Genomic DNA, 22364 nt, shown 5'->3' with positions numbered 1-22364 from the left:
GCTAGATCTCCTCAGGCGCGGTTGTTGCCAGGGCATGTTGAGCGGAGCGAGCCAGAAGGCTCAGCAATACGAAGCTGCTCAGACTGACCGCCAGACTGAAATAAATGGGCGTGTTGGCTTCCAGGCCATCCTTGAACATGAAGATCAGTGCCGTCAGACAGCCCAACAACATGCTGGTGATCGCGGCAGGTGTGGTTGCTCGCTTCCAATAGATGGCGCCGATCAGGGGAATCAACATGCCGCCAACCAGCAGGTTATAGGCGCACGTCAGCGCGTTGAGTACATCGTCTACTGCTAGGGCAATACCTAATACGATGAGCCCGACGAGCAAGGTAAACAGACGGTTGAGCGAGAGATTGGTCAGCGGCCTTCCCTGACGCAATACCGGGATCAGGTCTTCCGTTAAAACTGTGGAAGCAGCCAGCAGGGCCGCGCTGGCGGTAGACATCATGGCAGCCAGAGCGGCAGCGATCACCAGGCCCCGGATGCCATCCGGCAGGGCTGCCTGAACGATTGCGGCAAAGGCATTGTTGGCATTGTCCAGATCCGGTAAGAGCACCTTGGCTGTCATGCCAATCAGGGCTCCACCTAGTCCGTACAACACGCAATAGACGCCTGCGGTAGTACCTGCATAGCGGGCGACGCGCTCATTTCGGGCAGTAAATACCCGCTGCCAGATATCCTGTCCGATCAGGACGCCAAAGAAATAGATGACGAAGTACGTCACGATCGTGCTCCAGCCAATGGCGGTAAAGCTGAAGCTGGAGGCAGGCAGCTTGGCAACGAGTTCATCCCAGCCGCCAATCCTGTACAGGCAGATCGGCAGGAGGATGAACATCAGACCTACGGTCTTTATGACGAACTGGACGATATCCGTCAGTGTCAGGGACCACATCCCTCCAATTGCGGAATACACCACTACCACGCCGCCGCCGATCACGATGGCCAGCCAGAAGGGAATGCCAAAAAGCACCTGCATGACTGTACCGATGGCAATGGTCGAGGTCGCTGCCAGCATAAGTGCATAGGCCACCATGATGACGGCGCTGGCTTGGCGTGCGGTTGTGTTGTAACGCCGTTCCAGTACCTGAGTCACGGTAAAGATGCGAAGTTTAAGGAGCGGTTTGGCCAAAAACAGATTCAGGATAATGATGCCAAGCCCCAGCGCCGCACACAGCCAGAACCCGGAGATACCGTGTACATAGCCCAGGCGCACTGTACCTACCGTGCTGGCGCCGCCCAATACAGTAGCCGCCATAGTGCCCATGTAAAATGTGGGGCCGAGGTTGCGACCCGCCACTAGAAACTCATCATGGGATTTGGCGCGGCGCATGCCGATCCAACCTAGTAAAAGCATGGCAGCTACATAGGCGAGGACCACAAGGATATCCAGGGCCATGAAGGCCTCCTTTAGAATCAGTTGAATAAGGAACCGGGCAACGAGAGGCTTCAGGCATGTGCCTTGAGCCAGCCGTCGATCAGGTACCGCAGGCGTTCACCGGAAAAACTGGGGAAATGCCCGCCGTGTACCGTGCGGATAGGCATCTGTCGAAGCCGCTCCAGACTTAAGGCATAGGCTTCCAGATTCGAGTGGTAGGCATCCTCGACCAGCGGCCCGTCGTAAATAATGTCGCCGCTGAATAGCGTTGCGGTGGCGGCTTCCCATAGGCTGATGCCGCCAGGCGAATGCCCGGGTGTATGCAGGATCTCCAGGTGGCGATCGCCGAGGTCAAGAATGTCGCCTTCCTCGATCAGGCGAGTCGCTGGAGCAGCTTTGACGCGGTATTCGGCATAGCACAGCGGGCAGTCAGGGTGTGCCTCGAACATGGCGTCCGTGACGTAGCCGGCCGCCAGGGTATTCTCGCGGGTGGGATGGGCGAGAATATCGGCTTCAGCAGGGTGCGCCAGACGCTCATCGAACTCATGATGCCCAGCGATATGATCGAAATGCGTATGGCTTGCCACGGCCGTCAAGGGACGCTCGGTCAGCCAGGGAAGTTGCTCCCGCAGGCTGACGACACCCGAGCCGCTATCGATCAAAACATCACGGTTTCGTCCTTGAATGTGCCAGAGGTTGCAGCGGTAAAAGGGCCGAATGTAAGGTTCGTGGATCAGACTGATCCCATCGGCGCCACGCTTTACCTCGAACCACTGATCTCGGCTGACAATGTTCATAGGTGTCACTCCAGAAATCAGGATAGGCTGGCGTTGGAGCTGATCAGTGCAGGGCTGCCGCGTGTTGCAGATGCGTTGAGCCGGGCAGGGCCATAGACTTCGATCGGCTCTGGAAAAAGCCGGAGCAGCAGGCTATAGAGCAGGGCGGCCATGCCTAGCGTGATGGGCAGGCTGATATCGATTCCGCCTGCCACCTCGCCTAAGGGGCCTACGAACTGACCGGGCAGGTTGACGAATAGCAACCCAACCACTGCGCTGGGAATCCAGGCACCCAGGCCCCGCCAGTTCCAGCCGTGGTGGAACCAGTAGCGTCTGCCACGTTCGCCGCGAGTAAAGACCTGCAGATCGTCAGGGCAGTAAAAACCGCGCCGATTGATCAATCCGATGATCATGATGATCATCCAGGGGCTGGTGCAGGTAATGATCAGCACTGCAAATGTCGACACGCTCTGAACCAGATTGGCGGCGAAGCGGCCGATAAAGATGAATACAATGGCCGCAACACCAATGAGGAGCGTGGCACGTACTCGCGTCAATACACGAGGGAAGACGCTGGACATGTCCAGCCCTGTACCGTAAAGGGAGGTGGTGCCGGTAGACATTCCACCAATGGTGGCAATCAGGCAGACGGGCAAAAAGAACCAGCTGGGGGAGATGGCTAATAAGCCGCCCACATAGTTATTCTCAGCAATATACTGAGGGGCTTTTACGGCCACGATGCTGGCCGTGGCCAGACCGAACAGGAAAGGAATCAGCGTTGCGACCTGGGAAAGCACCACGGCCAGCATGATGTGCAGTTTAGATGTCTGGCGAGGAATATAGCGTGCCCAGTCACCCAGGAAGGCGCCGAAGGAGACCGGGTTACTCATGGCAACCAGCGCCGAGCCTATGAACGCTGCCCAAAAGCCTTCTGTGCCGGGATTGAGCGTGCCGGCATAGCTTGCGTCGAACGGCCCTGCAAAGGCTGCGATTCCCAGCATGAACAACACGCTGGCGCTAACGACCGCGACCTTGTTTACCCAGAGCAGGAAGCGGAAGCCATACAGGCAGACCGTCAAAACCAGTATGGCAAATACCCCGTAGGCCAGTCCGAGCGTCAGGTCTGTTTCAGGAAGACCGATCAGGCGCTTGGCACCTCCGATCAGGGCATCGCCTGAACTCCATACGGAAAGTGAAAAGAACGCGATAGCGGTCAGCAGGGAAAGGAACGAGCCTACAATGCGACCATGTACACCGAAATGAGCCCCGGACGAGACGGCATTGTTCGTGCCGTTTATAGGGCCAAATAAGCCCATGGGCGCAAGGATAACCGCGCCGGTCATGACGCCCAGAAGAATCGCCCAGACGCCTGCCTCGAAAGACAAGCCAAAAAGAATAGGAAAACTGCCCAGCACGGCAGTAGCGAAGGTATTCGCTCCACCAAAAATCATGCGAAACAAATCGAAAGGAGTAGCATTGCGCTCGGCGTCCGGGATTTTTTCGACGCCAAAGGTTTCGATACGGGTGATACCGTTAGGGTTATCCATGGTCGCCTCGACACGGTTATAGGCCACTGCACTGAGCGATGGCTTCTTTTGTTATCCCCGTAGGCGCTGGGCCCGCGGGTTGGTGTTCGGCAGTACGGCAAGGCCGGAAGGCTAATTGCCTGAGGCAAGTTCTGGACCTGCCTCAAACGGGAGTCTTTGCGGACTCCTCGGATTTATTTATCGTTACAGCGGCTATCGGCGTACCACCCCAGGCAGTACACACAGCATTTCATAAAGCAGATTGGCGCCCAGTAAAGAGGTGTTGCCTGTAGTGTCGTATGGGGGAGATACCTCCACAAGATCGCCTCCCACTAGATCAAGCCCGTGGCAGCCGCGGATAATTTCCAGCGCCTGAATGGTGGTCAGTCCACCTATTTCAGGGGTGCCGGTTCCTGGAGCCCAGGCGGGGTCAATACCGTCGATGTCAAACGATAGGTAAACAGGGCCGCCTTGCACTTTTGCCCGGACTTCCGACATCAGAGGAGAGAGCGATGTGTGCCAGCATTCTTCCGCCTGCACGACGCGAAATCCCTGCTCACGGCTCCAGTTGAAATCGTCTGCCGTATAACCCTGGGCACGTAGTCCGATCTGCGCGACGCGATTGCAGTCCAGCAGGCCTTCTTCGACTGCTCGGCGAAAAGTAGTGCCATGAGCAATCTTCTCGCCAAACATGTGGTCGTTCACATCGGCATGGGCGTCGACATGAACCAGCCCAACCTTGCCATATTTCTTCTTCATGGCTCTGAGAATAGGCAGGGTGATCGTATGGTCACCTCCAAGGGTGAGCGGAATGACATTGTGCTCAAGAATGCCGTCATAGGCCTCTTCAATAATCCGTACGGCATCGAGAAGGTTGAAGGTATTGATGGCTACATCGCCAATGTCGGCCACCGAGAGCGAATCGAATGGTGCGGCGCCGGTTGCCATGTTGTAGGGGCGGATCATGACGGATTCGGCCCGAATTTCGCGTGGACCAAAGCGGGTGCCGGAGCGCAGTGATGTTCCAATATCCAATGGCACACCAACGAAGGCGGCGTCCAGCCCGGCAGGCGACTCGAGGTGAGGCAAGCGCAGCATGGTCGCGATGCCCCCAAAGCGTGGCATCTCGTTACCACCCAGCGGTTGATGAAGTTTTTTCTCCACAATCGATCTCCTGCCTGCGAAACGATGGCCCGATTGTGTGAAGGAAACAGCGCTTGAAAAATCGGCACGTACAAAAAATCAGTTCAGAGATTTCTAAACTATCGGATAGGCTGAAAAAAATAAGACAACGGATCCTGTCCATGGCCAATGCGCTGCACGATATTCGTCTACTCAGAATTTTCGCGACTGTTGTCCAGAGCCAGGGCTTTGCAGCGGCACAGCGTGAACTGAATCTGTCAACGTCAGCCATCAGTACCTATATGAGCCAGTTGGAAAGCCAATTGGGCATCACCTTGTGTCATCGTGGGCGCGGCGGGTTTGGGCTGACCAGCAAGGGTGAGATGTTTTATCAGGAGACGTTGAGAATCCTGGGAGAGATCGAAGGCTTTGAGCGATATGCAGCCGCGCTCAAGGGCGAGCTGAGCGGTACGCTCAAGCTGGGGATGCTGGACTCGTTAGCCAATGAGCCTGCCTTGTCATTGGCGGATGTTATCGGTGCTTATACAGGTGAATACCCCTCAGTCCACATTCATCTGACGGTCATGAGTCCTTATGACCTTCAACTGGCCATTCTTGAAAACCGTTTGGACTTAGCCATCGGTGCGTTTTCTGCGCGAATGAATGGGGTAACGTACCAGCCACTTTATCGTGAACAACATTGGTTGTATTGCAGCGACCGCCATCCTTTATTCAAGGAAAGACATCTTCCCGAAGAACTTATTACTCAACAAAGAATGGTCCGAAGAGGCTATTGGAGTCAGGCCGAACTGGCTCGGCATGGGTTCAAGGAAAGTGCGGCAACAGTTGAAAGTATGGAGGCTCAGTTAATATTAATTCTTTCAGGAGCTTATATAGGTTATCTACCTGAGCATTATGTTCATGCGTGGGTTAATCAAGGGCGATTACGTGCTTTACAGCCAGCAATGTTTGGCTATCAAGCGCCATTTTCGCTCATATTTCGCCGAGGCCGTAATCGCGAAAGTCTAATACAGACTTTTCAAAGAATTCTTAAAGCTCATATGCGGCGTGCCGATAAGTAATCGACGTTAAAAAATGATGACAACTAACATGAATGCTATTTGCCATCATTTGAGTGGGCGTCCGCTTATTTGGAAAATCAAGAAGGCTTCTCCGCCATGCGCAAAAACCTGCCAGTGACACAACAGGCTCGTACATTCAGGGAAAGTGAGCGTCTTATCTCAACGACGAATCTCAAGGGACAAATTACTTATTGCAATGACGCTTTTGTCGCAATAAGTGGTTTTACACGAGAAGAGCTTATTGGCAGTCCACATAATCTGGTTCGTCATCCAGATATGCCTGAGGGTGTATTTGGCCATATGTGGGATACCCTTAAACAAGGCAAGGCCTGGATGGGTATCGTCAAGAACCGCTGCAAGAACGGCGACTATTATTGGGTGAATGCATACGTCACCCCTATCTGGGAAAATGGCCAGATGGTGGGCTATGAGTCCGTACGTGTGTTGCCTACCGCGGATCAGATCCGGCGGGCCGATGTCATGTATGCACGGCTGCGTGAAGGCAAGCGTGCAGTACCGGTAACAGAAGCCATCAAGCATTCTGTCAAAATTGCATGGCCTACGCTTTTCAGCGGTGCGGTTATCTTTGGCGGTCATTTCTATTTCAACGACCTTGCCCAGGCGGGTGTGATCATTGCCAGTGCACTAGGCATTACCTTCTGGCAGTTCAAGCGTCAGCGCTGGGCTATTGAAAAGATCTTCGAGGCCAATCCGAAGATGTTTACCAGCGCCATCGTTGCGCCTACGTACAGTAACCAGTTTGGTGCGGCAGGCCAGATGGACCTCGCCTTGCAAAGCCAGGAGTCACGTTTGCAAACGGCACTGACTCGCCTGGTGGATACCGGCAACAACGTGCAGAGCAAGGCAGCAGAGTCGTCGCGTCTTGCACGTGCTCAAGCCGAGTTGCTTGATCGTCAGCGCCATGAGACCGACCAGTCAGCCACCGCAATCAATGAAATGTCTGCCACCATTCAGGAGGTTTCGCAAAACGTTAACCAGACGGCTCAGGCTGCTGGCGAGGCGGAGTCGCTGGCCCTGCATGGTCGTGACGTGGCGGATGAGAGTTTAGCCTCCATGAGGCAGCTGGCTGGCGCCGTGAGTGAAATTGGACAGGCAGTGGGTGAGCTTGCCGATTCCACCCAGTCGATCGGCAGTGTTGCCGATGTGATTACTTCGATTGCCGAGCAGACCAATCTACTGGCGCTTAATGCTGCGATTGAAGCGGCAAGGGCAGGCGAGGCTGGTCGCGGATTTGCCGTGGTCGCAGACGAGGTGCGCTCGCTGGCTTCACGTACGCGTGATTCTACCCAGCAGATTCACCAGATCATCGAGAACCTGCGTTCAGGCGCGCAGCGCGCCGTTGCTACAGCAGCCAAGGGCGAAGAGGCCTCACGGCAGAGTGAAGAACACACGGCAGCTGTACGCGAGGCACTGGAGGGAATCAGCCAGGCGGTCATGCGAATCACGGCCATGAGCCAGCAGATGGCTACGGCGGTAGAAGAGCAGAGCCATGTGGCAGAGGACATCAATCAGCAGATCACCCGCATTGCCGAGTTGTCCGATCACAGCACTCAACAGTCACAGCAAGGTGCTGTGCTCAGTGGTGAGCTTGAGCAGATGGCAGTCTATCTGCGTGATCTGGCAGAGCGCTTTAATCGCTAGGCAACGCTTGAGGTAGACTGATGGCTGTTACCTGCTATTGGTCTACCTAGAGGTTATATGTCACGCCCACGTTGTGCTGCATGCCAGCGTCCTGAAAGCCATTGCTTGTGCGCGCTTGTTCCCAGGCTTTCCAGTGCGACTCGCCTGTTGATCCTGCAGCACCCTGACGAAACCCAGCATGCGCTGAACACGGCGCGCCTGGCCGCACTAGGTTTGGTAAACAGCGAGTTGCTTGTTGGTGAGCAGTTCGAAGGGCTCGAAGCCCGTTGGGAAGGGTATACGCCCTGGTTGTTGTTTCCTGACGAGCAGGCTGAAAGCCTTGAGCATATAAAGGCCAAAGCTGAGCATTCTGGCAAGACTATGCTTGTCATACCTGACGGCACATGGCGAAAGGCACGCAAGCTGCTGTACCTTAATCCGTGCGTGGCAGCGTTACCACGAGTCAGCTTACCTGCCGGTCTTTCTTCGCGTTATCGCCTTCGAAAAGCTCCTGCCGCTGGGGCTGTCTCGACCATCGAGGCGATTGTCACGGCCTTGAACATATTAGAGATGCCCAAGCGTTTCGATGCGCTGCTTGCGCCTTTCGAGAGGTTAATCGAGCGCCAGATCGAGGCAATGGGTAAAGAGGTATTTGCAAAAAACCACGCGCTGAAAAGACATCATCATTAGGCTGTCATGAGCCCGACATACCGTTTAGGCATGCTCTTTAAGGAAGCTCTGAAGCGTTCAAAGCGTGCGGGCTCTTTAAACAGTCAAAAGCGACCACTTACCGGAAATTATGAATTTCTTGGCCGTATTAGGTTCTATCCATTACAGCCCGGATGAATCCGGTAAAACCGGTCGAGTAGGAGAGCAAGCTATGACCTTGAGTATCCAAGTAGTACGACAGGTGGAAGAGGACGAAACCATTCTGGCCTTCATTCCAGTATGGATGGGTGGAGACCAGCCTATTGAGCCTGGTGTTCCGACTGAGCCTATTTCTCCGCCATCGCAACCCATCGAGCCTGGCGAGCCCACTGTACCCGATCCCATTCCACCGGCACCTGTAGCCGATGCCCGCAGCATGATGATGTGAAGGGCAAGTCGTGACGAAAAGCGGAGCTTAGACTCCGCTTTTTATTAGATTCCAGCAGGCACTCTGATCATGCTCAGAAAGCGCTGCTCTTCAAGCACATGCACGGCCTCAAGCTCCCGCCCCTTTTGCCAGCAGGGTGAAAGCGTCTTGGCGAGACGTAACCGGGCATAGCCGGATGGATCCCATTCGACCAGCTCGGCATCCTGGAAATAAAAGCGAACGCCAGTCAGCGGATAAAGCGCCTTGAAGAGACTCTCCTTGAGCGAAAAGACTGCAGTGACATAAAAGGCGGTTTCAGCATCAGGGCTTTCATGTTCACGGGGCGTCAGCACTTCACTGGCCAGCCTCGCTGCACGTCCTGGAGCCAGCAGCGTCTCGGCGTCCAGTCCGATACTTTGCCAGTGCCTGGTTGCCGCAGTTGCTGCTCCTGCCCAGCCGTGACTGTGAGTAATGGAGCCGCAGAAGCCTCTCGGCCACATAGGTGCATGATCTTTCCCTACGTGTGGCGTTTGCACGGCTCCTGTTGTTTCAGCTAACGATGCTCGTGCGCACAATCGTCCAGCCAGAAATTCGGTCTGCCGCTTCGGCACGGCCTTTAGCAGTGACGGGGGCAGCGCCATGTCAAGGCAGTCGAAATCCGCGGCGGTTAACAGGGTAGGGATAAAGCGCGTGGAGTATAGAGCCACGCCCAGTCGCTCAACTGAAAACGGCCAGTACAAGGTTGGAAGAATATCGCCAGGATAGAGAGTAGTCATGAAAGCATTCTGCCGCGCTGCATCTCATCCGCCAAGCGACGCTACAGTCAGTCATTGGCATCAGACAGGTGTTGCATGATCAGTTTTTTATCGGCAATGCCAACCTCTGCTGCGGCGGTTTTCCCCCAAATACCACCGGGGGAAAACCGCCACCTTGGGCGAATATCCGCCTCTTGAACCTCGTTATTCATACTTCTCAGTAGCTAACGCTATGAAAAATATGGAATTTTGTCTTTTATTTTGGGATGGCACATGGCTTGCATTGTATATGGCAAGATCAAGGCATGGCCTTAATCCACAACAAAAGCTCCCTGGATGAGGGGCAGAACGCGATTGGCTTGACGTATCGCAAGGATGTGAGCGTAAGCACCATGGAATTACTCCCATGACAGCTAAAATTGAAGCAACCGCAGTGCCTCTTGCTGCAAAACCCCCGTTGTATAAGTCCTTGTATGTTCAGGTTCTGGTGGCTATTGCTATCGGTATCTTGATTGGTCACTTTTACCCGGATACCGGTGCTGCCCTGAAGCCGCTAGGTGATGGTTTCGTCAAGCTGATCAAGATGGTGATCGCGCCGATCATCTTTTGTACCGTTGTAACAGGGATTGCCGGCATGCAGAGCATGAAGGCTGTCGGCAAGACCGGCGGTTATGCGCTGCTGTATTTTGAAATCGTGTCGACCATTGCCCTGATCATTGGTCTGATTGTTGTAAACGTTGTCCAGCCGGGCGCTGGCATGAACGTTGACCCTGCCACTCTGGATACCAAGGGTATCGCTGCTTACGCGGCTGCTGGTGAAAAGCAGAGCACCATTGAGTTCCTGATGAACATCATCCCGTCGACGGTGGTTAATGCGTTCGCCCAGGGTGAAATTCTTCAGGTGCTGTTCTTTGCTGTCTTGTTCGGCTATGCCCTGCATCGTCTGGGAGAGAAAGGCGAGCTGATCTTCAACTTCATCGATCGCATCTCTCACGTATTCTTCAATATCATCAATGTCATCATGAAGCTGGCTCCAATCGGTGCCTTTGGTGCCATGGCCTTCACGATTGGCAAATACGGTGTGGGCTCGCTGGTTCAGCTCGGCCAGTTGATGCTGTGCTTCTACATAACCTGCGTGTTGTTCGTGCTTATCGTGCTAGGCGCCATTTGCCGTGCCCACGGTTTCAGCATTCTCAAGTTCATCAAGTACATCCGTGAAGAACTGCTGATCGTGCTGGGTACGTCTTCCTCCGAGTCTGCACTGCCACGCATGTTAACCAAGATGGAGAAACTGGGCGCTCAGAAGTCAGTGGTTGGCCTGGTAATTCCAACCGGTTACTCGTTCAACCTGGATGGCACATCCATCTACCTGACTATGGCGGCTGTGTTTATTGCTCAGGCAACCAATACCCACATGGATATCACGCATCAGATCACGCTGTTGCTCGTGCTGCTGATCTCCTCCAAGGGTGCGGCAGGTGTAACGGGTAGTGGTTTCATCGTCCTGGCTGCAACCTTGTCCGCGGTAGGTCACTTGCCTGTTGCGGGTTTGGCCCTGATTCTAGGTATCGATCGCTTCATGTCCGAAGCTCGTGCACTGACCAACCTGGTAGGTAATGGTGTCGCCTCCATTGTGGTTGCCAAATGGTGTAACCAGCTGGATGAGGGCCAACTGCACCGTGAGCTGGCCAATGGCCCGACGCGTATAGAGGAAGAAGAAGCCCACAAGGTGGCTTGATCTCTCCCAATAAAAAGCCCCGTCTAGACGGGGCTTTTTATTGCTTGTTCGTCATTCATTGTCGAGCCGTGTTTGCCCTGTGTAAGTCAGCGGACTCTGACAGCGACGGCAGGAGTAGCGATACCCTTTCTTGACCAGTCCATGTCGGCGTGAGGTAAAGGAAAAAGGGCTTTCCGAACAGCCGCACCGATAGAGGTAGACCTTCCGTGCCGGACGCTCGATTGCATAGGTATGGCATCTGCTTGGTGGCAGACCGTATACCCCCTGCATGATGAGTTGCCACTCTTTGCCGTGCGGACTTATTCGACTGCCAAATAGTTGGTGAGCTACCAGATGGGCCACTTCGTGGGCAACGGTATGCTTTAAAAAATGCTCCTGATTCTGCCTGTAGAGCACCTCGTTAAAGCGCAGGCGGTTCTCCTGCAGATGGGCAACCCCGGCTTTCTGTCCTCGTAGGCGAAGGCTCACGTCGGGGCGAATAAACGGTTTTTTGAAAAATTGCTCGGCCAGCTGATAGCAGTCTTCGACACGAGCGAGTAAGGCTTGAGGCATTCGCTTTCTCCGTATCGAGCCTATTATGCGTCAAAGCGCATCGACTGCCTAAGCGAGCCGCTTACCGGCAAGCAGCCCGGACAGCTAATTACTGATTGATGCTCTCATTACGCAAATGATGTCGCCTGAGCGCTTCCATTGCCCCATTGAGTGACTGCAGAGTTGCGGTACAGCCTCCACGATCCGGATGGTTACGGCTAACCAGCTGTCGGTACCGATGGCGAATGGCTGAGTATGAAGCAGACTCGTCCAGATCCAGCAACGCAAAGGCAGACTTGATGCCACCTTCATCATTCTGGCGAGTCCAGAAGCTCTCTAGCAGCGCCTCTACGTCTTCCAGCGTGGTCGTGTCGAGCTGTTCGAGATCCAGATAATAGCTGCGCAAAGGATCCGCTACGATCAGGCCGGGTTTTGCTCGGCGATAATCCTGTAGCTGAATGCGCAGGGCATGGATCTCAAGGTGCGCACTGGCATTGGCCCATAATCGATCGCGCAGGGTATACAAGGCATTGAACAAGACGAAGTGCGTGCGGAACAGTACCAGTTTATCCAGCAGCGGCTCTTGAGGCACAAAGGGTGACCGGTCCGCTCTCAGGCGCTGGATCACATCGTATTCCGATAACCCTGCAGGGGCCGCCTTGAGCAATGCATGCAATTGATGAATGAGCGTTTCATTCGGGGCTGGTTGAAAAGCAGTCATAGCCCATACCGATAAGCGGGTTGTACAGAGCAGGGTAGGGGAAACCGTGCTTTACGCGTAAAATAGTCCTTTTCGTGCATTTCCTGATTTGGATTCATCCATGAGCACCCTTTCTGTCAATCAGAACAAGCTCCAGAAACGTTTGCGACGTCTGGCTGGCGAAGCCATCGCCGATTTCAACATGATCGAAGATGGCGACAAGGTCATGGTCTGCCTGTCTGGTGGTAAAGACAGCTATACCATGCTTGATGTGTTGCTGTACCTGCAAAAGGTCGCGCCTATCAAATTCGAGATCGTTGCGGTCAATATGGACCAGAAGCAACCAGGCTTTCCCGAGCACGTACTGCCGGCCTATCTCGAATCCATCGGTGTGGCTTACCACATCATCGAAAAGGACACCTATTCGATCGTCAAGGAAAAGATTCCCGAAGGCAAAACGACATGCTCGCTTTGCTCGCGTCTGCGCCGCGGAACGCTTTATACCTATGCCGACGAAATTGGAGCGACCAAGATGGCGCTTGGCCATCACAGGGACGACATAGTAGAGACCTTTTTCCTTAATTTGTTCCATGGCGGAACCCTCAAGGCAATGCCGCCTAAACTTTTGGCAGACGATGGACGCAATGTCGTAATCCGTCCGCTCGCGTATTGCAGCGAAAAGGACATCGAAGCCTACGCAGAGCTCAAGCAGTTCCCGATCATTCCATGCAACCTGTGCGGCTCCCAAGAAAACCTGCAGCGCAAGGTAGTCAAGGAGATGCTTCAGGAGTGGGATCGCAAGACCCCAGGGCGCACCGAAATTATGTTCAGGGCTCTGCAAAATGTAGTTCCTTCGCAGCTGGCCGACCGTAATTTGTTCGATTTTGTGAACCTGCGCATCGATGAGGACGCTACACCGCGTTTTCTGGATGTTATGAATCTCTGAGGTATTGTGTTCTCCAATGCGTGACTATGCCTGGCTCCATGAGTTTTGCCTGAACCGCTTCGGCTCTTCCAAAGCCCTTGAAGCGGTATTACCCCAGCCCGCATCAGCCGAAGCGCTCGCCCAAGTGACTGCTGACCGCTATTTGTCCTTGATGACGCGGCGAATATTTCGTGCGGGTCTCAAGCACAGCCTGGTAGACGCCAAGTGGCCTGCGTTCGAAGAGGTTTTCTTTGGCTTTGATCCAGAAAAGGTCGTCCTGATGGGCGGCGAATGGCTGGAGCGGCTCATGCAGGACACGCGTCTAATCCGGCATCTGGGGAAGCTGAAAAGCGTTCCCCGTAATGCGCAGTTCATCCTGGATATCCAACGGGAACAGGGTGACTTTGGCCAATTTCTGGCGAATTGGCCCTCAGAGGATATTGTGGGACTCTGGCAGCTTTTATCTCGGCGAGGTAGCCAGATGGGAGGGCTTTCGGCACCGCGTTTTTTGAGAATGGCGGGCAAGGACACTTTCGTTGCCACGCAGGACGTTGTGGCTGCGCTCAAGGCTCAAAACGTTATCGACAAGGAGCCGACCAGTCAGCGTGATCGGGCTGCCATGCAGGCCGCCTTCAATCAATGGCAGGCGGAAAGCAAGCGGCCGTTGTGTCAGCTTTCGGTCATGCTCGCGCATACGGTAAATCATTGATGGACACGATACGGCAGGTGGCCCAGGCGCTTGAAAGCGCTCAGCGGATTCTTGTGATAACAGGTGCTGGGCTTTCGGCAGACTCTGGTCTGCCTACCTATCGTGGTCTCAATGGGCTGTATAACGGAAAAACCGAAGAGGGTATTCCTATCGAGGCTGCGCTCTCCGGTACGATGTTTCGACACCGTCCGGATGTCTGCTGGAAGTATCTGGCGGAGTTGGGCAGGGCTTGTCTTAGCGCTCAACCCAATGCAGGTCACGAGGCCATAGCCGAGTTACAGCGGCGCAAGTCTGAGTGTTGGGTGCTGACCCAGAATATCGATGGTTTTCACCGGCGAGCCGGGTCGCCCATGGACAGAGTCATAGAGATCCATGGTGAGATGGGGCCACTGTTTTGCTCGGCCTGCGAGGCAGGCAATATCCCTGTTGCTGATAAAATTGGTCATTCCCTGCCGCCACGGTGTGACCGTTGCGGGGGTGTTTTACGACCGCCCGTCGTGCTGTTTGAGGAGGCCTTACCTGCCAGAGCGGTATCTACTCTGATGCAGCAGAATGCTACCGGTTATGACGTTGTGCTCCTCATAGGCACTACCGCCAGTTTCCCGTATGTCATCGAGCCAGCCTTGCAGACCCTCAACAACGGGGGTTTTGTTGCCGAGATCAATCCAACCATGACTGATTTGAGTGCATCGGTGACAGTCAGGCTCCAAAAAAGGGCCGTAGACGTTTTATCGATTATTTTAAGTCACATGTCCGATTAAAAAATTCTTGCCTGTTCGTTGGGTAAACGGCAAAGTGTCGCAACTTTTGAATTTCGACACGGTCGTGCCCATGCTACGGACTCGCTTAGCACCCCTCGTGCCCCTAAGTTTTATTGCTTTGTTGGCGGCTTGCGCCAACGCTCCACAACAACAAAAGCCTGAACAGGCACAGCTTTCAAAGCCGACCCGGGAACAATCGGCCGCTGTTGAAAGCAAGCAATCGGCTCAGCCAATTCATTGGCTTTCCAGCAAAGCTACCCGTGGGGGTGGTCATGCCTCCCGTCAGCCTTTGAGCTGGGAGCATGAGGTTGGCTCCACGCAGCCGATGCCGACTCTGGCCGATAGCATCCTGACCCGCGCCGAAGAGCTTGTCGGTACGCCTTATCGCACTGGCGGAAGCTCGCTCAAGGGTTTTGACTGCAGTGGCTTCGTCAATTATGTCTTCCGTGAGGAAGCCGGTATCCAGTTGCCACGCTCAACCCGCCAGATCATCAATCTTGATGTACCTGTTGTCAGCAAGAACGACCTGCAGCCAGGCGACATTCTGCTGTTCAATCACAACGGCCGCGGTCGTGTCAGTCATGCAGCCATTTACATGGGCGAGGGGAAGTTCATTCATTCCTCGAGCCATCGCAGTGGCGGTGTTCGTGTAGACAGTCTTGAAGACCATTATTGGAAGGTCAGCTTCCTCGAAGGAAAGCGCATATTGCGCTAACAAGGCGTTGATCGCGTAGCGCGTTCAACGCTGCGCGATCAAGGTGGAATGCAAGAGTGAATGGATTGTCCTATGCCTGCTTTGGCTCGTATCGCACTGACTGCTCTGACCATTCTGCTGGCCGCCTGTGCCGGCACTCCGCCGCCTTCTCCGCCTCCTGCGCCAACGCCTGTTTCCAGGGTTCAGCTTGATACCCATTCACAGGCTGCCGATGACGTTCTGTTTCGCGCAATAGGGCTGGTTGGGACGCCTTACCGTTACGGAGGAAACACGCCCGACAGCGGTTTTGATTGCAGTGGCCTGATCAATTTCGTATACCGCGACGTCATGGGGATTCGCTTGCCGCGCTCCACGCGGGAAATGATCACTCTCAACGCGCCTTCTATCTCTCAATCGGCCTTGCAGCCCGGTGACCTGGTCTTCTTTGCAACGGCTGGAGGTAAGCAGGTCAGTCATGCGGGAATCTATGTGGGTGAAGGGCGCTTCGTACACGCGCCCAGTACTGGCGGAACGGTAAGACTAGACAGCCTTAGTACCCGTTACTGGCAGAAGTCCTATCTGGATGCCAAACGTGTACTGGTTACACCTAACCTGGCCAGCAGTGCCGCTGGCGGGCGCCTCTGATACCAGAGGCGCTTTGAACTCCAGGTGGATCGGTTGAATCTGATGGAAACACACATTTTCCTTCCCGTTCATGCCAGACGCGATTCGACTGCCGCCTCAGCCTGACGCCTGCGAACTTTGCGGACGAAAGGCTCCGCTCACTCGGCATCATCTGATTCCCAAGTCTCTGCATGACAAGCCCTACGTGCAAAAGCGCTTTGATCGCATAGAGCGTATTACGGCAACGCTGTGGGTATGTCGTCCGTGCCATAACCACATTCATGCCACGTTTGACGAGAAAGCGTTAGCACTCACCTACAACAGCCGTGAGCGCCTCATGGAGGATGAGCGGATACGAACATTCGTGGAGTGGCTGTCACGAAAGCCGGACGGCTTTGTACCCAAACGGTAACGCTTGGGCGGGTTAGCTAGAATAGTTTGTTTCCCTTCTTTTAATTGACGCTATAACCACGTCCAGCCAGACAGGCTGTCAATGCGCGACGATAATAATCCGTAGTTGCGCTTGGCGGTGCTGCCGTTGCGGTGGCTGGATCAAAGCCACTTTGAGTGACTGCCCAGCTATGGCATTCATATCGATCCCGAGCCTGCTGATCGGGCGTCTGGCCGCGAGCCGGGTAGGCGATGACGTCATAACTTTGTGTACTGACTGTTGTAGGAACAGGTGGTGTTACAACGATATAGCGCTGTTGATCGGCATTCCATGCATAGTAAGTACCTGCAGCCAAAAAGTAGAGTGCACTGCCTATCCAGACCTCCCGCGCAAAGTCTGGTAGCCCGTGCCCATGTCGGGGGCCTGGGTTGAAGGCCGGACCGGCATTGTGTGGAGCACGCCAGTCTGACCCGGGACCAGGCCCGTGAAGCGGCTCTGCCGTAGCAAGACTGGCTATGCCTATAGCTGCGAGGCCAACAACTGTTTTGCTGAGAGAAAAAAGATGCATATGTGCTCCCATGTTGTATGCGCAATCATGGAAAGGCATCCTACCCAGTTGAACTGCAAGAAGTGTTTGGCTTGTGTAAGCAGTACGTAAATTTTGGGCAGGTGACAAGTCTGAGGTTTTGATAATGACCGCCAGGCTTGCTGAATCCGTTTTGGTCCATTTGGCTTGCACACACCGCTTGTGGCCTTTATCTTGGCGAGTCGAATCGCAGCTGTCGTCCCATTGCATCGGGGCAGGTGAAAAATAGAAGAATAGGACGATAGCCGATGGGGTTAGGCCCACCTTTAGGGCGGGCTTTGTGTAAAGCCCTGCCTTTGTTGTTACTCGCCACGCTCAATGGTCCTGTCTGGGCGGGAGAGGGCGCAAGCATTGATGCGAAGCGGGGCGAATACCTGACACAGTTGGGAAACTGTCAGAGCTGCCATACCCGTAAGGACGGCTTGCCCTTCGCCGGTGGCGTAGCCTTTATCACGCCCTTCGGTACGCTTTACTCTACTAACATCACGCCTGAAAACACGACTGGTATCGGTGCCTGGAACGACGACCAGTTTCTCAATGCCATGCATAAAGGCATACGGCCTGATGGCGCACATCTGTACCCGGCGTTTCCCTATACGGCTTACACCCAATTATCCCGTAATGACGTTCTGTCCATCCTTGCGTATCTAAGGTCCCGGCCAAGCGTTGTCTATACGCCGCCTGCCAATGAGCTGCGTTTTCCTTTCGATCAGCGTTGGATCATCAAGGGCTGGAAGCTACTCAATTTCCGTGAAGGCCGTTTCAACGAGGTTTCTTCGAACGAACAGATCAACCGTGGCGCTTATCTGAGCGAGGCGCTAGGGCACTGTGGGGAGTGCCATACGCCCCGTACCTGGAGTCAGGGGCTGGATCGCTCTCTACACTATGCCGGTGCGCGCCAGCAGGGATGGACGGCCTGGAATATCACGTCTGACCTTCGTGGTATCGGTGGCTGGAGTGACGAAAAGCTGATGAATTACTTGCGAAATGGTCATCAGCGTGGGGAGGCGGTAGCGGGCGGACCCATGGCACAGGTTGTCAGCGGTAGCCTGCGGTTTTTGACGGATGAAGACCTGCGGGCCATGGTGGCGTATTTGCGTAGCGTGCCTGCAAAGCCGGGCACCGTACCGACGCATGCCGAAATAAGCGTGAAGCCGGAAGCGCAGGGCAATACAGACGCCGAAGCGTTATTCGTGTCGCTATGCGAGAGCTGTCATCATCCCGATGGACAAGGGCTGGGAGGGCCTTATCCGCGCTCTTTTCCAAATTACTCGGCTGTGCGCGACCCGGATGGAACGAACCTCATTCGTGTCATGCTTGAAGGGATTGAGCGAAAGGGGATGCAGGATGAGGCTTTTATGCCCGGCTATCGCGCATTCTTGAATGATGATCAGATTGCGAGTCTGGCCACTTATATCGGCCACCGGTTCGGTGGCCATACCCATGTGTTTTCGGCTCAGGATGTAGCCCGTCAACGAGAAGCAGGAGCCGGGCAATGACAATCCATCAATTGAATGTCAACGGCGCGGCTTACGAGGTCGATGTCGATCCGCAGGTGCCATTGTTGTATGTGCTGCGCAACGAGCTGGGCATCATGAGCCCTAAATTCGGATGCGGTCTTAGTGAGTGCGGGGCTTGCACGGTTCTGGCAGACGGTCGCCCTGTACGCTCCTGCTGCGTGCCGGTCGGCTCACTGGCAAGTCAGGCTATCGTGACCGTTGAAGGCCTGGGCACACCAGACCGACCACACCCTCTGCAGCAGGCGTTCATCGATGAGCAGGCCGCGCAATGTGGGTATTGCATTCCAGGCATGTTGATGAGTGCACAGGCATTACTCTCTCAAAACACCTCGCCAACCGACGAGCAGGTCAAACGGGCGCTTGTCGGTAATCTGTGTGGATGTGGAACACATACGCGCATCGTCAAGGCAATCCAGCGTGCCGCAGGCGTCATGCGCCAGGGCGAGGAGCGCTTATGACTTTTCTGGTGTCGCGCCGTTGTTTTCTCCAGGGTTTATCCGCTCTGGTGGTAGGGTTCAGCTTTAACGGTGTTCGGGCTGCCGAGCTATTGACGCCTGACCTTTCGGCTGAGCAGATGCAGAAAACCTTGGACGCCAGGCAGCTCGACGCCTGGTTGGCTATTCGCCAGGATGGCCGCGTCATTATCTATAGCGGCAAGGTGGAGCTGGGAACCGGGGTTGAGACCGCATTGCGCCAGATCGTGGCGGATGAATTGTGCGTCTCGTTCGAATCTACTCGTTTGATTCAGGGTGATACACAGTTGACGCCCAACCAGGGCATCACAGCAGGGAGCAAGACGATTCAGGTGGGTGGTGCCCAATTGCGTCAGGCTGCCGCTTCAGCCCGGCATTATCTTTTTAATGAGGGTGCACGTCGCCTGGGGCTCGATACGTCGGTGCTCGATACGGTGGATGGGTGTGTGGTCTACCGAGGCGATCCAACAGGTCGTTATGTTCGTTATTCCGACCTGCTGACGCAGGGTGCCTTTGAACGTTCTGTAGATAAGACTGCTAGTGTTCGAGCAGTCGAAAGCTATCGAGTCGTTGGTCAATCCATACCGCGGGTAGATATTCCTGCCAAAGTCTTCGGTCAGTTTCGTTACGTTCATGACCTAACTGTCCCGGGTATGGTGCATGGGCGGGTGATTCGTCCTCCGATAACGGGTGCCAGCCGTCTGGATGGATTAAAAGTCGAGCACCTTGATGCCAGTGAACTACCGGCAGGCGCGCAACTGGTCTATGAAGGCAACTTCGTGGGTGTGGTTGCAGAACAGGAATGGGTGGCCATGCAGGCTGCCCGTGCGCTCAAAGTGACGTGGAGCTATACCTCCACGTTGCCAAACCCTGGCGATTTGTACGGCCGCTTACGCCATGTGGCCGGCGAGCCTGAGGTGCTGGTCGAGCAGGGAGATGTCATCGAGCATATGGGACAAGCCGCCCAGGTTATTTCGGCTGAGTACCGCTGGCCTTTTCAAAACCACGACTCGATTGGCCCTTCGTGCGCTATTGCCGATGTACGAGCTGGCGCGGCAACCATTTGGTCGGGTACTCAAGGCATTTATCCGTTACGGTCGGCTTTGGCCAATCTGCTAGGCATTGACGAACACGCCGTGCATGTCATTTATAGCCAAGCTTCAGGATGCTATGGACATAATGGGGCAGACGATGTCGCGGGTGATGCTGCGCTGCTGTCCAGGCACTGTGGTCGTCCGGTACGTGTGCAGTGGTCCAGGGCTGACGAGCACGGTTGGAACCCCAAGGGTCCGGCTATGCTGATGCAGCTGCAGGGAGGGATGAACGAATCCGGTGACCTTGTGGCATGGCACTTCCAGAACTGGACGCCTACCCATGTCACCCGGCCCAGCGCCAAGGCGGGAGCTGCCTCTCTGTTGGCCGGACAGCTCTCCCGGGGACTGGCCGTCCAGGGGCCCAACGCGGGGGGAGGCCGTAACGCGCCTACCAGTTATACCCTCGTGAACTGTCGGGTTGAAACGCACTGGATCGACCCCTTGAGTTCGCCGCTACGGCCCTCTGCACTGCGTGGTTTGGGAGCGGTAGCAAACACCTTTGCCAATGAATCCTTCATGGATGAGCTGGCTTGGGCCGTGTCGGTTGATCCCTTGGCGTTTCGACTGCGTTATCTGCAGGATCCTCGCGGCCGTGCCGTGCTTGAAGCGGCCACCCGGCAGGCTCGCTGGACGCCTCGACAGCAGGGTCCTGATCGATGGAAAGGCCAATCCGTCCAGGGCCGCGGGATCAGTTACGTTCAATACGAGAATGAAAATGCCTATGTGGCCGTAGTCGCCGATGTGGATGTCAGCTCAGCCGGAGTAAGGGTCAGACGCGTGACGGTTGCCCATGATTGCGGGCTCATCATCAACCCGGACGGTGTTAGGAATCAGATTGAGGGGAATGTGATTCAGGCGATCGCCCGTACACTCAAGCAGGAAGTGACGTTCAACCCTACCGGTGTGACCAGTCTTGAGTGGGGAGCCTATCCCGTGCTGGCCTTTCATGAAGTACCAGAGATTGACATCGTCTTGCTCGATCAGCCGGACCAGCCTTCTGTTGGGGCAGGTGAAGCAACGTCTGCTGCAGTGCCTGCCGCTATTGCCAATGCGGTATTCGATGCGACAGGGTTACGGCTGCGGCAGGTACCTCTGACAAGAGCGCGCCTGACCAGTGCCATGCACGCATAAGCCTTCTTACTGCTGACCGCCGGGCACCAGGACCTCATGGCGATCCGTCTCCAGTGCCTGCTCTTCTGCCTTCCAGGTCAGGTTGAAGCGCTCGGCAACCGTAAAGCGCTTGTCGATGAAGTCCCAGCGCTCTACCTCAACGCATTTGGTTTCACCGTTGCCTACGATCAGTCGATTGAAGGAGTTGGGTGCACTGCCACGTACGCGAGAGGAGAGCGTCGTGCCTGCCTGCACAATCCATATCTCTCGGGAAAGCTCAGGGTACTGGCCGCTTAGAGGAAGAACATAAGGGAGGTGGATATGGCCACCCATTACCAAGTCTAGGCCGGCGTCAGCCCAGGCGGTAAGCGCATCTCCTGCGCCGCCCTGCAGATTGCTCAAGTCACTCAGAACCATGGCGCCAAAGGGTTGATGTGCTACAACGATGCGCAGCTTTTCCTTTGAGGTCTTGTTCAAGCGGTCGACGACGCGTTGAATCTGCTCGGATGTAACCGCTCCGTCCTTGCGCCGCTTGGGGTGCGTAGTGTTCAATCCAATGACCAGAAGATGTTCATCTTCATAGGTAGGCTCAAGGTCGCTTCCAAAATGACGCTGGTAGTTGGCATAGGGCGTCATGAAGCGGGCAAAGAGGTTATAAAGCGGAATGTCGTGGTTGCCTGGTATTACCAGGGTAGCTGGAATGCCATATTTCTCAAGACGCTGCACGTAAGCCAGCCCGGCTTCGAACTGCTTGTCACGGGCTCGCTGTGTGATATCTCCTGAAAGAATCAGCAAGTCGGCGCCATGTTCACGTACATGATCTTCCAGCGCATCAAGTACGGGTTGTTGTTCGGTACCGAAGTGAGTATCGGAGATTTGCAGAATCGTTGTCATGGGAAATGCATGCTGTCAGTGTGAAGTTACGACGCTAATGGGCAGCGAGAATTCGATTGTCTGGCCTGATTTAACGGTTAAGAGGCTGTAAGTGGTTAGGCGATTCCACTTGCATGGGCGTCTTGAGTTAGCCGTTATTCGTTCAAACGTTCAAACGGCATTATCGATGAAAAACGACACCGATGTCCCTTCGCATAGGTTAAGGAAAAATATGTGATGTTTTTATCCAAAAACTTGCAGACAGTTTCTCATCATTGAG

The 22364-nt window shown here is 54.9% G+C and carries 23 protein-coding genes and 2 pseudogenes; 15 read left to right on the top strand and 10 right to left on the bottom strand.

The window, feature by feature from the left end; translation table 11 throughout:
* Position 1: 1 nt before the first annotated feature.
* From HMPREF1487_RS01170 to speB, 4 genes are all read right to left on the bottom strand, one after another.
* On the bottom strand, positions 2–1399 hold the full coding sequence (locus HMPREF1487_RS01170) for a sodium:solute symporter family protein (RefSeq protein ID WP_010794763.1): 1398 nt from the start codon (positions 1397–1399) through the stop codon (positions 2–4).
* A gap of 50 nt (positions 1400–1449) precedes the next feature.
* Complete coding sequence (locus tag HMPREF1487_RS01165) at positions 1450–2175, bottom strand: MBL fold metallo-hydrolase (RefSeq protein ID WP_010794762.1); 726 nt, start codon at positions 2173–2175, stop codon at positions 1450–1452.
* A gap of 17 nt (positions 2176–2192) precedes the next feature.
* Positions 2193–3701 (bottom strand): purine-cytosine permease family protein, encoded by a 1509-nt coding sequence (locus HMPREF1487_RS01160; protein ID WP_010794761.1) that lies wholly within the window; start codon positions 3699–3701, stop codon positions 2193–2195.
* A 192-nt stretch (positions 3702–3893) separates the two neighbouring features.
* On the bottom strand, positions 3894–4844 hold the full coding sequence (gene speB / locus HMPREF1487_RS01155) for an agmatinase (RefSeq protein ID WP_010794760.1): 951 nt from the start codon (positions 4842–4844) through the stop codon (positions 3894–3896).
* Positions 4845–4984: 140 nt separating this feature from the next.
* Between speB and HMPREF1487_RS01150 the strand changes: the two genes are divergently transcribed.
* The 5 genes and pseudogenes from HMPREF1487_RS01150 (at position 4985) to HMPREF1487_RS01135 (ending at position 8621) form a co-directional block, all read left to right on the top strand.
* Positions 4985–5884: a LysR family transcriptional regulator gene (locus tag HMPREF1487_RS01150; protein ID WP_010794759.1), complete on the top strand. Its 900-nt coding sequence runs from the start codon at positions 4985–4987 to the stop codon at positions 5882–5884.
* 96 nt (positions 5885–5980) lie between these two features.
* Positions 5981–6262, top strand: a pseudogene (locus HMPREF1487_RS28265) (PAS domain-containing protein); the annotation flags it as partial.
* A gap of 333 nt (positions 6263–6595) precedes the next feature.
* Positions 6596–7546, top strand: a pseudogene (locus HMPREF1487_RS28260) (methyl-accepting chemotaxis protein); the annotation flags it as partial.
* A gap of 57 nt (positions 7547–7603) precedes the next feature.
* On the top strand, positions 7604–8215 hold the full coding sequence (locus HMPREF1487_RS01140) for a tRNA-uridine aminocarboxypropyltransferase (RefSeq protein ID WP_010794757.1): 612 nt from the start codon (positions 7604–7606) through the stop codon (positions 8213–8215).
* A 190-nt stretch (positions 8216–8405) separates the two neighbouring features.
* Entirely contained in the window at positions 8406–8621 is a 216-nt protein-coding gene (locus HMPREF1487_RS01135) for a hypothetical protein (protein WP_010794756.1), read from the top strand.
* 44 nt (positions 8622–8665) lie between these two features.
* Here the strand turns inward: HMPREF1487_RS01135 and HMPREF1487_RS01130 are convergent, their stop codons facing one another.
* Positions 8666–9376, bottom strand: a complete 711-nt coding sequence (locus HMPREF1487_RS01130) for a 4'-phosphopantetheinyl transferase family protein (protein WP_010794755.1) — start codon at positions 9374–9376, stop codon at positions 8666–8668.
* Between the two features lie 47 nt (positions 9377–9423).
* Positions 9424–9567, bottom strand: a complete 144-nt coding sequence (locus tag HMPREF1487_RS27200) for a hypothetical protein (RefSeq protein ID WP_156913088.1) — start codon at positions 9565–9567, stop codon at positions 9424–9426.
* Positions 9568–9761: 194 nt separating this feature from the next.
* On the opposite strand from HMPREF1487_RS27200, the gene HMPREF1487_RS01125 reads away from it, so the two are divergent.
* Positions 9762–11093 (top strand): dicarboxylate/amino acid:cation symporter, encoded by a 1332-nt coding sequence (locus HMPREF1487_RS01125; RefSeq protein ID WP_010794754.1) that lies wholly within the window; start codon positions 9762–9764, stop codon positions 11091–11093.
* A gap of 51 nt (positions 11094–11144) precedes the next feature.
* Here the strand turns inward: HMPREF1487_RS01125 and HMPREF1487_RS01120 are convergent, their stop codons facing one another.
* Both HMPREF1487_RS01120 and HMPREF1487_RS01115 read right to left on the bottom strand, forming a co-directional pair.
* Positions 11145–11645 (bottom strand): SprT family zinc-dependent metalloprotease, encoded by a 501-nt coding sequence (locus tag HMPREF1487_RS01120; protein WP_010794753.1) that lies wholly within the window; start codon positions 11643–11645, stop codon positions 11145–11147.
* A gap of 88 nt (positions 11646–11733) precedes the next feature.
* Positions 11734–12345 (bottom strand): DNA-J related domain-containing protein, encoded by a 612-nt coding sequence (locus tag HMPREF1487_RS01115; protein ID WP_010794752.1) that lies wholly within the window; start codon positions 12343–12345, stop codon positions 11734–11736.
* 100 nt (positions 12346–12445) lie between these two features.
* Between HMPREF1487_RS01115 and ttcA the strand changes: the two genes are divergently transcribed.
* From ttcA to HMPREF1487_RS01085, 6 genes are all read left to right on the top strand, one after another.
* On the top strand, positions 12446–13270 hold the full coding sequence (gene ttcA / locus HMPREF1487_RS01110) for a tRNA 2-thiocytidine(32) synthetase TtcA (RefSeq protein WP_010794751.1): 825 nt from the start codon (positions 12446–12448) through the stop codon (positions 13268–13270).
* A 16-nt stretch (positions 13271–13286) separates the two neighbouring features.
* A complete protein-coding gene (locus HMPREF1487_RS01105; RefSeq protein WP_010794750.1) occupies positions 13287–13958 on the top strand; it encodes a DNA-3-methyladenine glycosylase I in 672 nt (223 codons plus the stop codon).
* Positions 13958–14719, top strand: coding sequence for an NAD-dependent protein deacylase (locus tag HMPREF1487_RS01100; RefSeq protein ID WP_010794749.1), 762 nt, complete (start codon positions 13958–13960; stop codon positions 14717–14719). The genes HMPREF1487_RS01105 and HMPREF1487_RS01100 overlap by 1 nt, the downstream gene beginning before the upstream one ends.
* A 97-nt stretch (positions 14720–14816) precedes the next feature.
* On the top strand, positions 14817–15434 hold the full coding sequence (locus HMPREF1487_RS01095; protein WP_371106361.1) for a C40 family peptidase: 618 nt from the start codon (positions 14817–14819) through the stop codon (positions 15432–15434).
* Between the two features lie 72 nt (positions 15435–15506).
* Positions 15507–16058 carry a C40 family peptidase gene (locus HMPREF1487_RS01090; protein ID WP_010794747.1) on the top strand — a complete coding sequence of 184 codons (552 nt, stop codon included), beginning with the start codon at positions 15507–15509 and terminating at the stop codon, positions 16056–16058.
* 70 nt (positions 16059–16128) lie between these two features.
* The gene (locus HMPREF1487_RS01085) at positions 16129–16449 is read left to right on the top strand and encodes a hypothetical protein (RefSeq protein WP_010794746.1); all 321 of its coding nucleotides are present in this window, start codon (positions 16129–16131) and stop codon (positions 16447–16449) included.
* 40 nt (positions 16450–16489) lie between these two features.
* On the opposite strand, the gene HMPREF1487_RS01080 is transcribed toward HMPREF1487_RS01085, so the two are convergent.
* On the bottom strand, positions 16490–16996 hold the full coding sequence (locus HMPREF1487_RS01080) for a hypothetical protein (RefSeq protein ID WP_112297836.1): 507 nt from the start codon (positions 16994–16996) through the stop codon (positions 16490–16492).
* Between the two features lie 314 nt (positions 16997–17310).
* On the opposite strand from HMPREF1487_RS01080, the gene HMPREF1487_RS01075 reads away from it, so the two are divergent.
* Genes HMPREF1487_RS01075 through HMPREF1487_RS01065 form a run of 3 tightly spaced genes read left to right on the top strand, consistent with a single transcriptional unit; the run spans position 17311 to position 21232 of the window.
* A complete protein-coding gene (locus tag HMPREF1487_RS01075; RefSeq protein WP_230382247.1) occupies positions 17311–18513 on the top strand; it encodes a c-type cytochrome in 1203 nt (400 codons plus the stop codon).
* Positions 18510–18992 (top strand): (2Fe-2S)-binding protein, encoded by a 483-nt coding sequence (locus HMPREF1487_RS01070; RefSeq protein WP_010794743.1) that lies wholly within the window; start codon positions 18510–18512, stop codon positions 18990–18992. The genes HMPREF1487_RS01075 and HMPREF1487_RS01070 overlap by 4 nt, the downstream gene beginning before the upstream one ends.
* The gene (locus HMPREF1487_RS01065; RefSeq protein ID WP_010794742.1) at positions 18989–21232 is read left to right on the top strand and encodes a xanthine dehydrogenase family protein molybdopterin-binding subunit; all 2244 of its coding nucleotides are present in this window, start codon (positions 18989–18991) and stop codon (positions 21230–21232) included. The genes HMPREF1487_RS01070 and HMPREF1487_RS01065 overlap by 4 nt, the downstream gene beginning before the upstream one ends.
* 6 nt (positions 21233–21238) lie before the next feature.
* On the opposite strand, the gene HMPREF1487_RS01060 is transcribed toward HMPREF1487_RS01065, so the two are convergent.
* A complete protein-coding gene (locus HMPREF1487_RS01060) occupies positions 21239–22105 on the bottom strand; it encodes a metallophosphoesterase family protein (RefSeq protein ID WP_010794741.1) in 867 nt (288 codons plus the stop codon).
* Positions 22106–22364: the final 259 nt, after the last annotated feature.

It is taken from the genome of Pseudomonas sp. HPB0071, from assembly GCF_000478505.2.
GTDB classification, from domain to species: domain Bacteria; phylum Pseudomonadota; class Gammaproteobacteria; order Pseudomonadales; family Pseudomonadaceae; genus Chryseomonas; species Chryseomonas luteola.
Note: the sequence above shows the minus strand (reverse complement) of the source record. Positions and strands in the feature narration are given on the sequence as shown.

Excerpts from the sequence above, each read along its gene's own strand:
- HMPREF1487_RS01080 (WP_112297836.1), bottom strand. The coding sequence starts at position 16,996 with ATGCATCTTTTTTCTCTCAGCAAAACAGTTGTTGGCCTCGCAGCTATA.
- HMPREF1487_RS01100 (WP_010794749.1), top strand. The coding sequence starts at position 13,958 with ATGGACACGATACGGCAGGTGGCCCAGGCGCTTGAAAGCGCTCAGCGG.
- HMPREF1487_RS01060 (WP_010794741.1), bottom strand. The coding sequence starts at position 22,105 with ATGACAACGATTCTGCAAATCTCCGATACTCACTTCGGTACCGAACAA.
- HMPREF1487_RS01090 (WP_010794747.1), top strand. The coding sequence starts at position 15,507 with ATGCCTGCTTTGGCTCGTATCGCACTGACTGCTCTGACCATTCTGCTG.
- HMPREF1487_RS01165 (WP_010794762.1), bottom strand. The coding sequence starts at position 2,175 with ATGAACATTGTCAGCCGAGATCAGTGGTTCGAGGTAAAGCGTGGCGCC.
- HMPREF1487_RS01160 (WP_010794761.1), bottom strand. The coding sequence starts at position 3,701 with ATGGATAACCCTAACGGTATCACCCGTATCGAAACCTTTGGCGTCGAA.
- HMPREF1487_RS01135 (WP_010794756.1), top strand. The coding sequence starts at position 8,406 with ATGACCTTGAGTATCCAAGTAGTACGACAGGTGGAAGAGGACGAAACC.
- HMPREF1487_RS01150 (WP_010794759.1), top strand. The coding sequence starts at position 4,985 with ATGGCCAATGCGCTGCACGATATTCGTCTACTCAGAATTTTCGCGACT.
- HMPREF1487_RS01085 (WP_010794746.1), top strand. The coding sequence starts at position 16,129 with ATGCCAGACGCGATTCGACTGCCGCCTCAGCCTGACGCCTGCGAACTT.
- HMPREF1487_RS01130 (WP_010794755.1), bottom strand. The coding sequence starts at position 9,376 with ATGACTACTCTCTATCCTGGCGATATTCTTCCAACCTTGTACTGGCCG.
- HMPREF1487_RS01065 (WP_010794742.1), top strand. The coding sequence starts at position 18,989 with ATGACTTTTCTGGTGTCGCGCCGTTGTTTTCTCCAGGGTTTATCCGCT.
- HMPREF1487_RS01070 (WP_010794743.1), top strand. The coding sequence starts at position 18,510 with ATGACAATCCATCAATTGAATGTCAACGGCGCGGCTTACGAGGTCGAT.
- HMPREF1487_RS27200 (WP_156913088.1), bottom strand. The coding sequence starts at position 9,567 with ATGAATAACGAGGTTCAAGAGGCGGATATTCGCCCAAGGTGGCGGTTT.
- HMPREF1487_RS01105 (WP_010794750.1), top strand. The coding sequence starts at position 13,287 with ATGCGTGACTATGCCTGGCTCCATGAGTTTTGCCTGAACCGCTTCGGC.
- HMPREF1487_RS01125 (WP_010794754.1), top strand. The coding sequence starts at position 9,762 with ATGACAGCTAAAATTGAAGCAACCGCAGTGCCTCTTGCTGCAAAACCC.
- HMPREF1487_RS01120 (WP_010794753.1), bottom strand. The coding sequence starts at position 11,645 with ATGCCTCAAGCCTTACTCGCTCGTGTCGAAGACTGCTATCAGCTGGCC.
- ttcA (WP_010794751.1), top strand. The coding sequence starts at position 12,446 with ATGAGCACCCTTTCTGTCAATCAGAACAAGCTCCAGAAACGTTTGCGA.
- HMPREF1487_RS01140 (WP_010794757.1), top strand. The coding sequence starts at position 7,604 with ATGTCACGCCCACGTTGTGCTGCATGCCAGCGTCCTGAAAGCCATTGC.
- HMPREF1487_RS01170 (WP_010794763.1), bottom strand. The coding sequence starts at position 1,399 with ATGGCCCTGGATATCCTTGTGGTCCTCGCCTATGTAGCTGCCATGCTT.
- HMPREF1487_RS01115 (WP_010794752.1), bottom strand. The coding sequence starts at position 12,345 with ATGACTGCTTTTCAACCAGCCCCGAATGAAACGCTCATTCATCAATTG.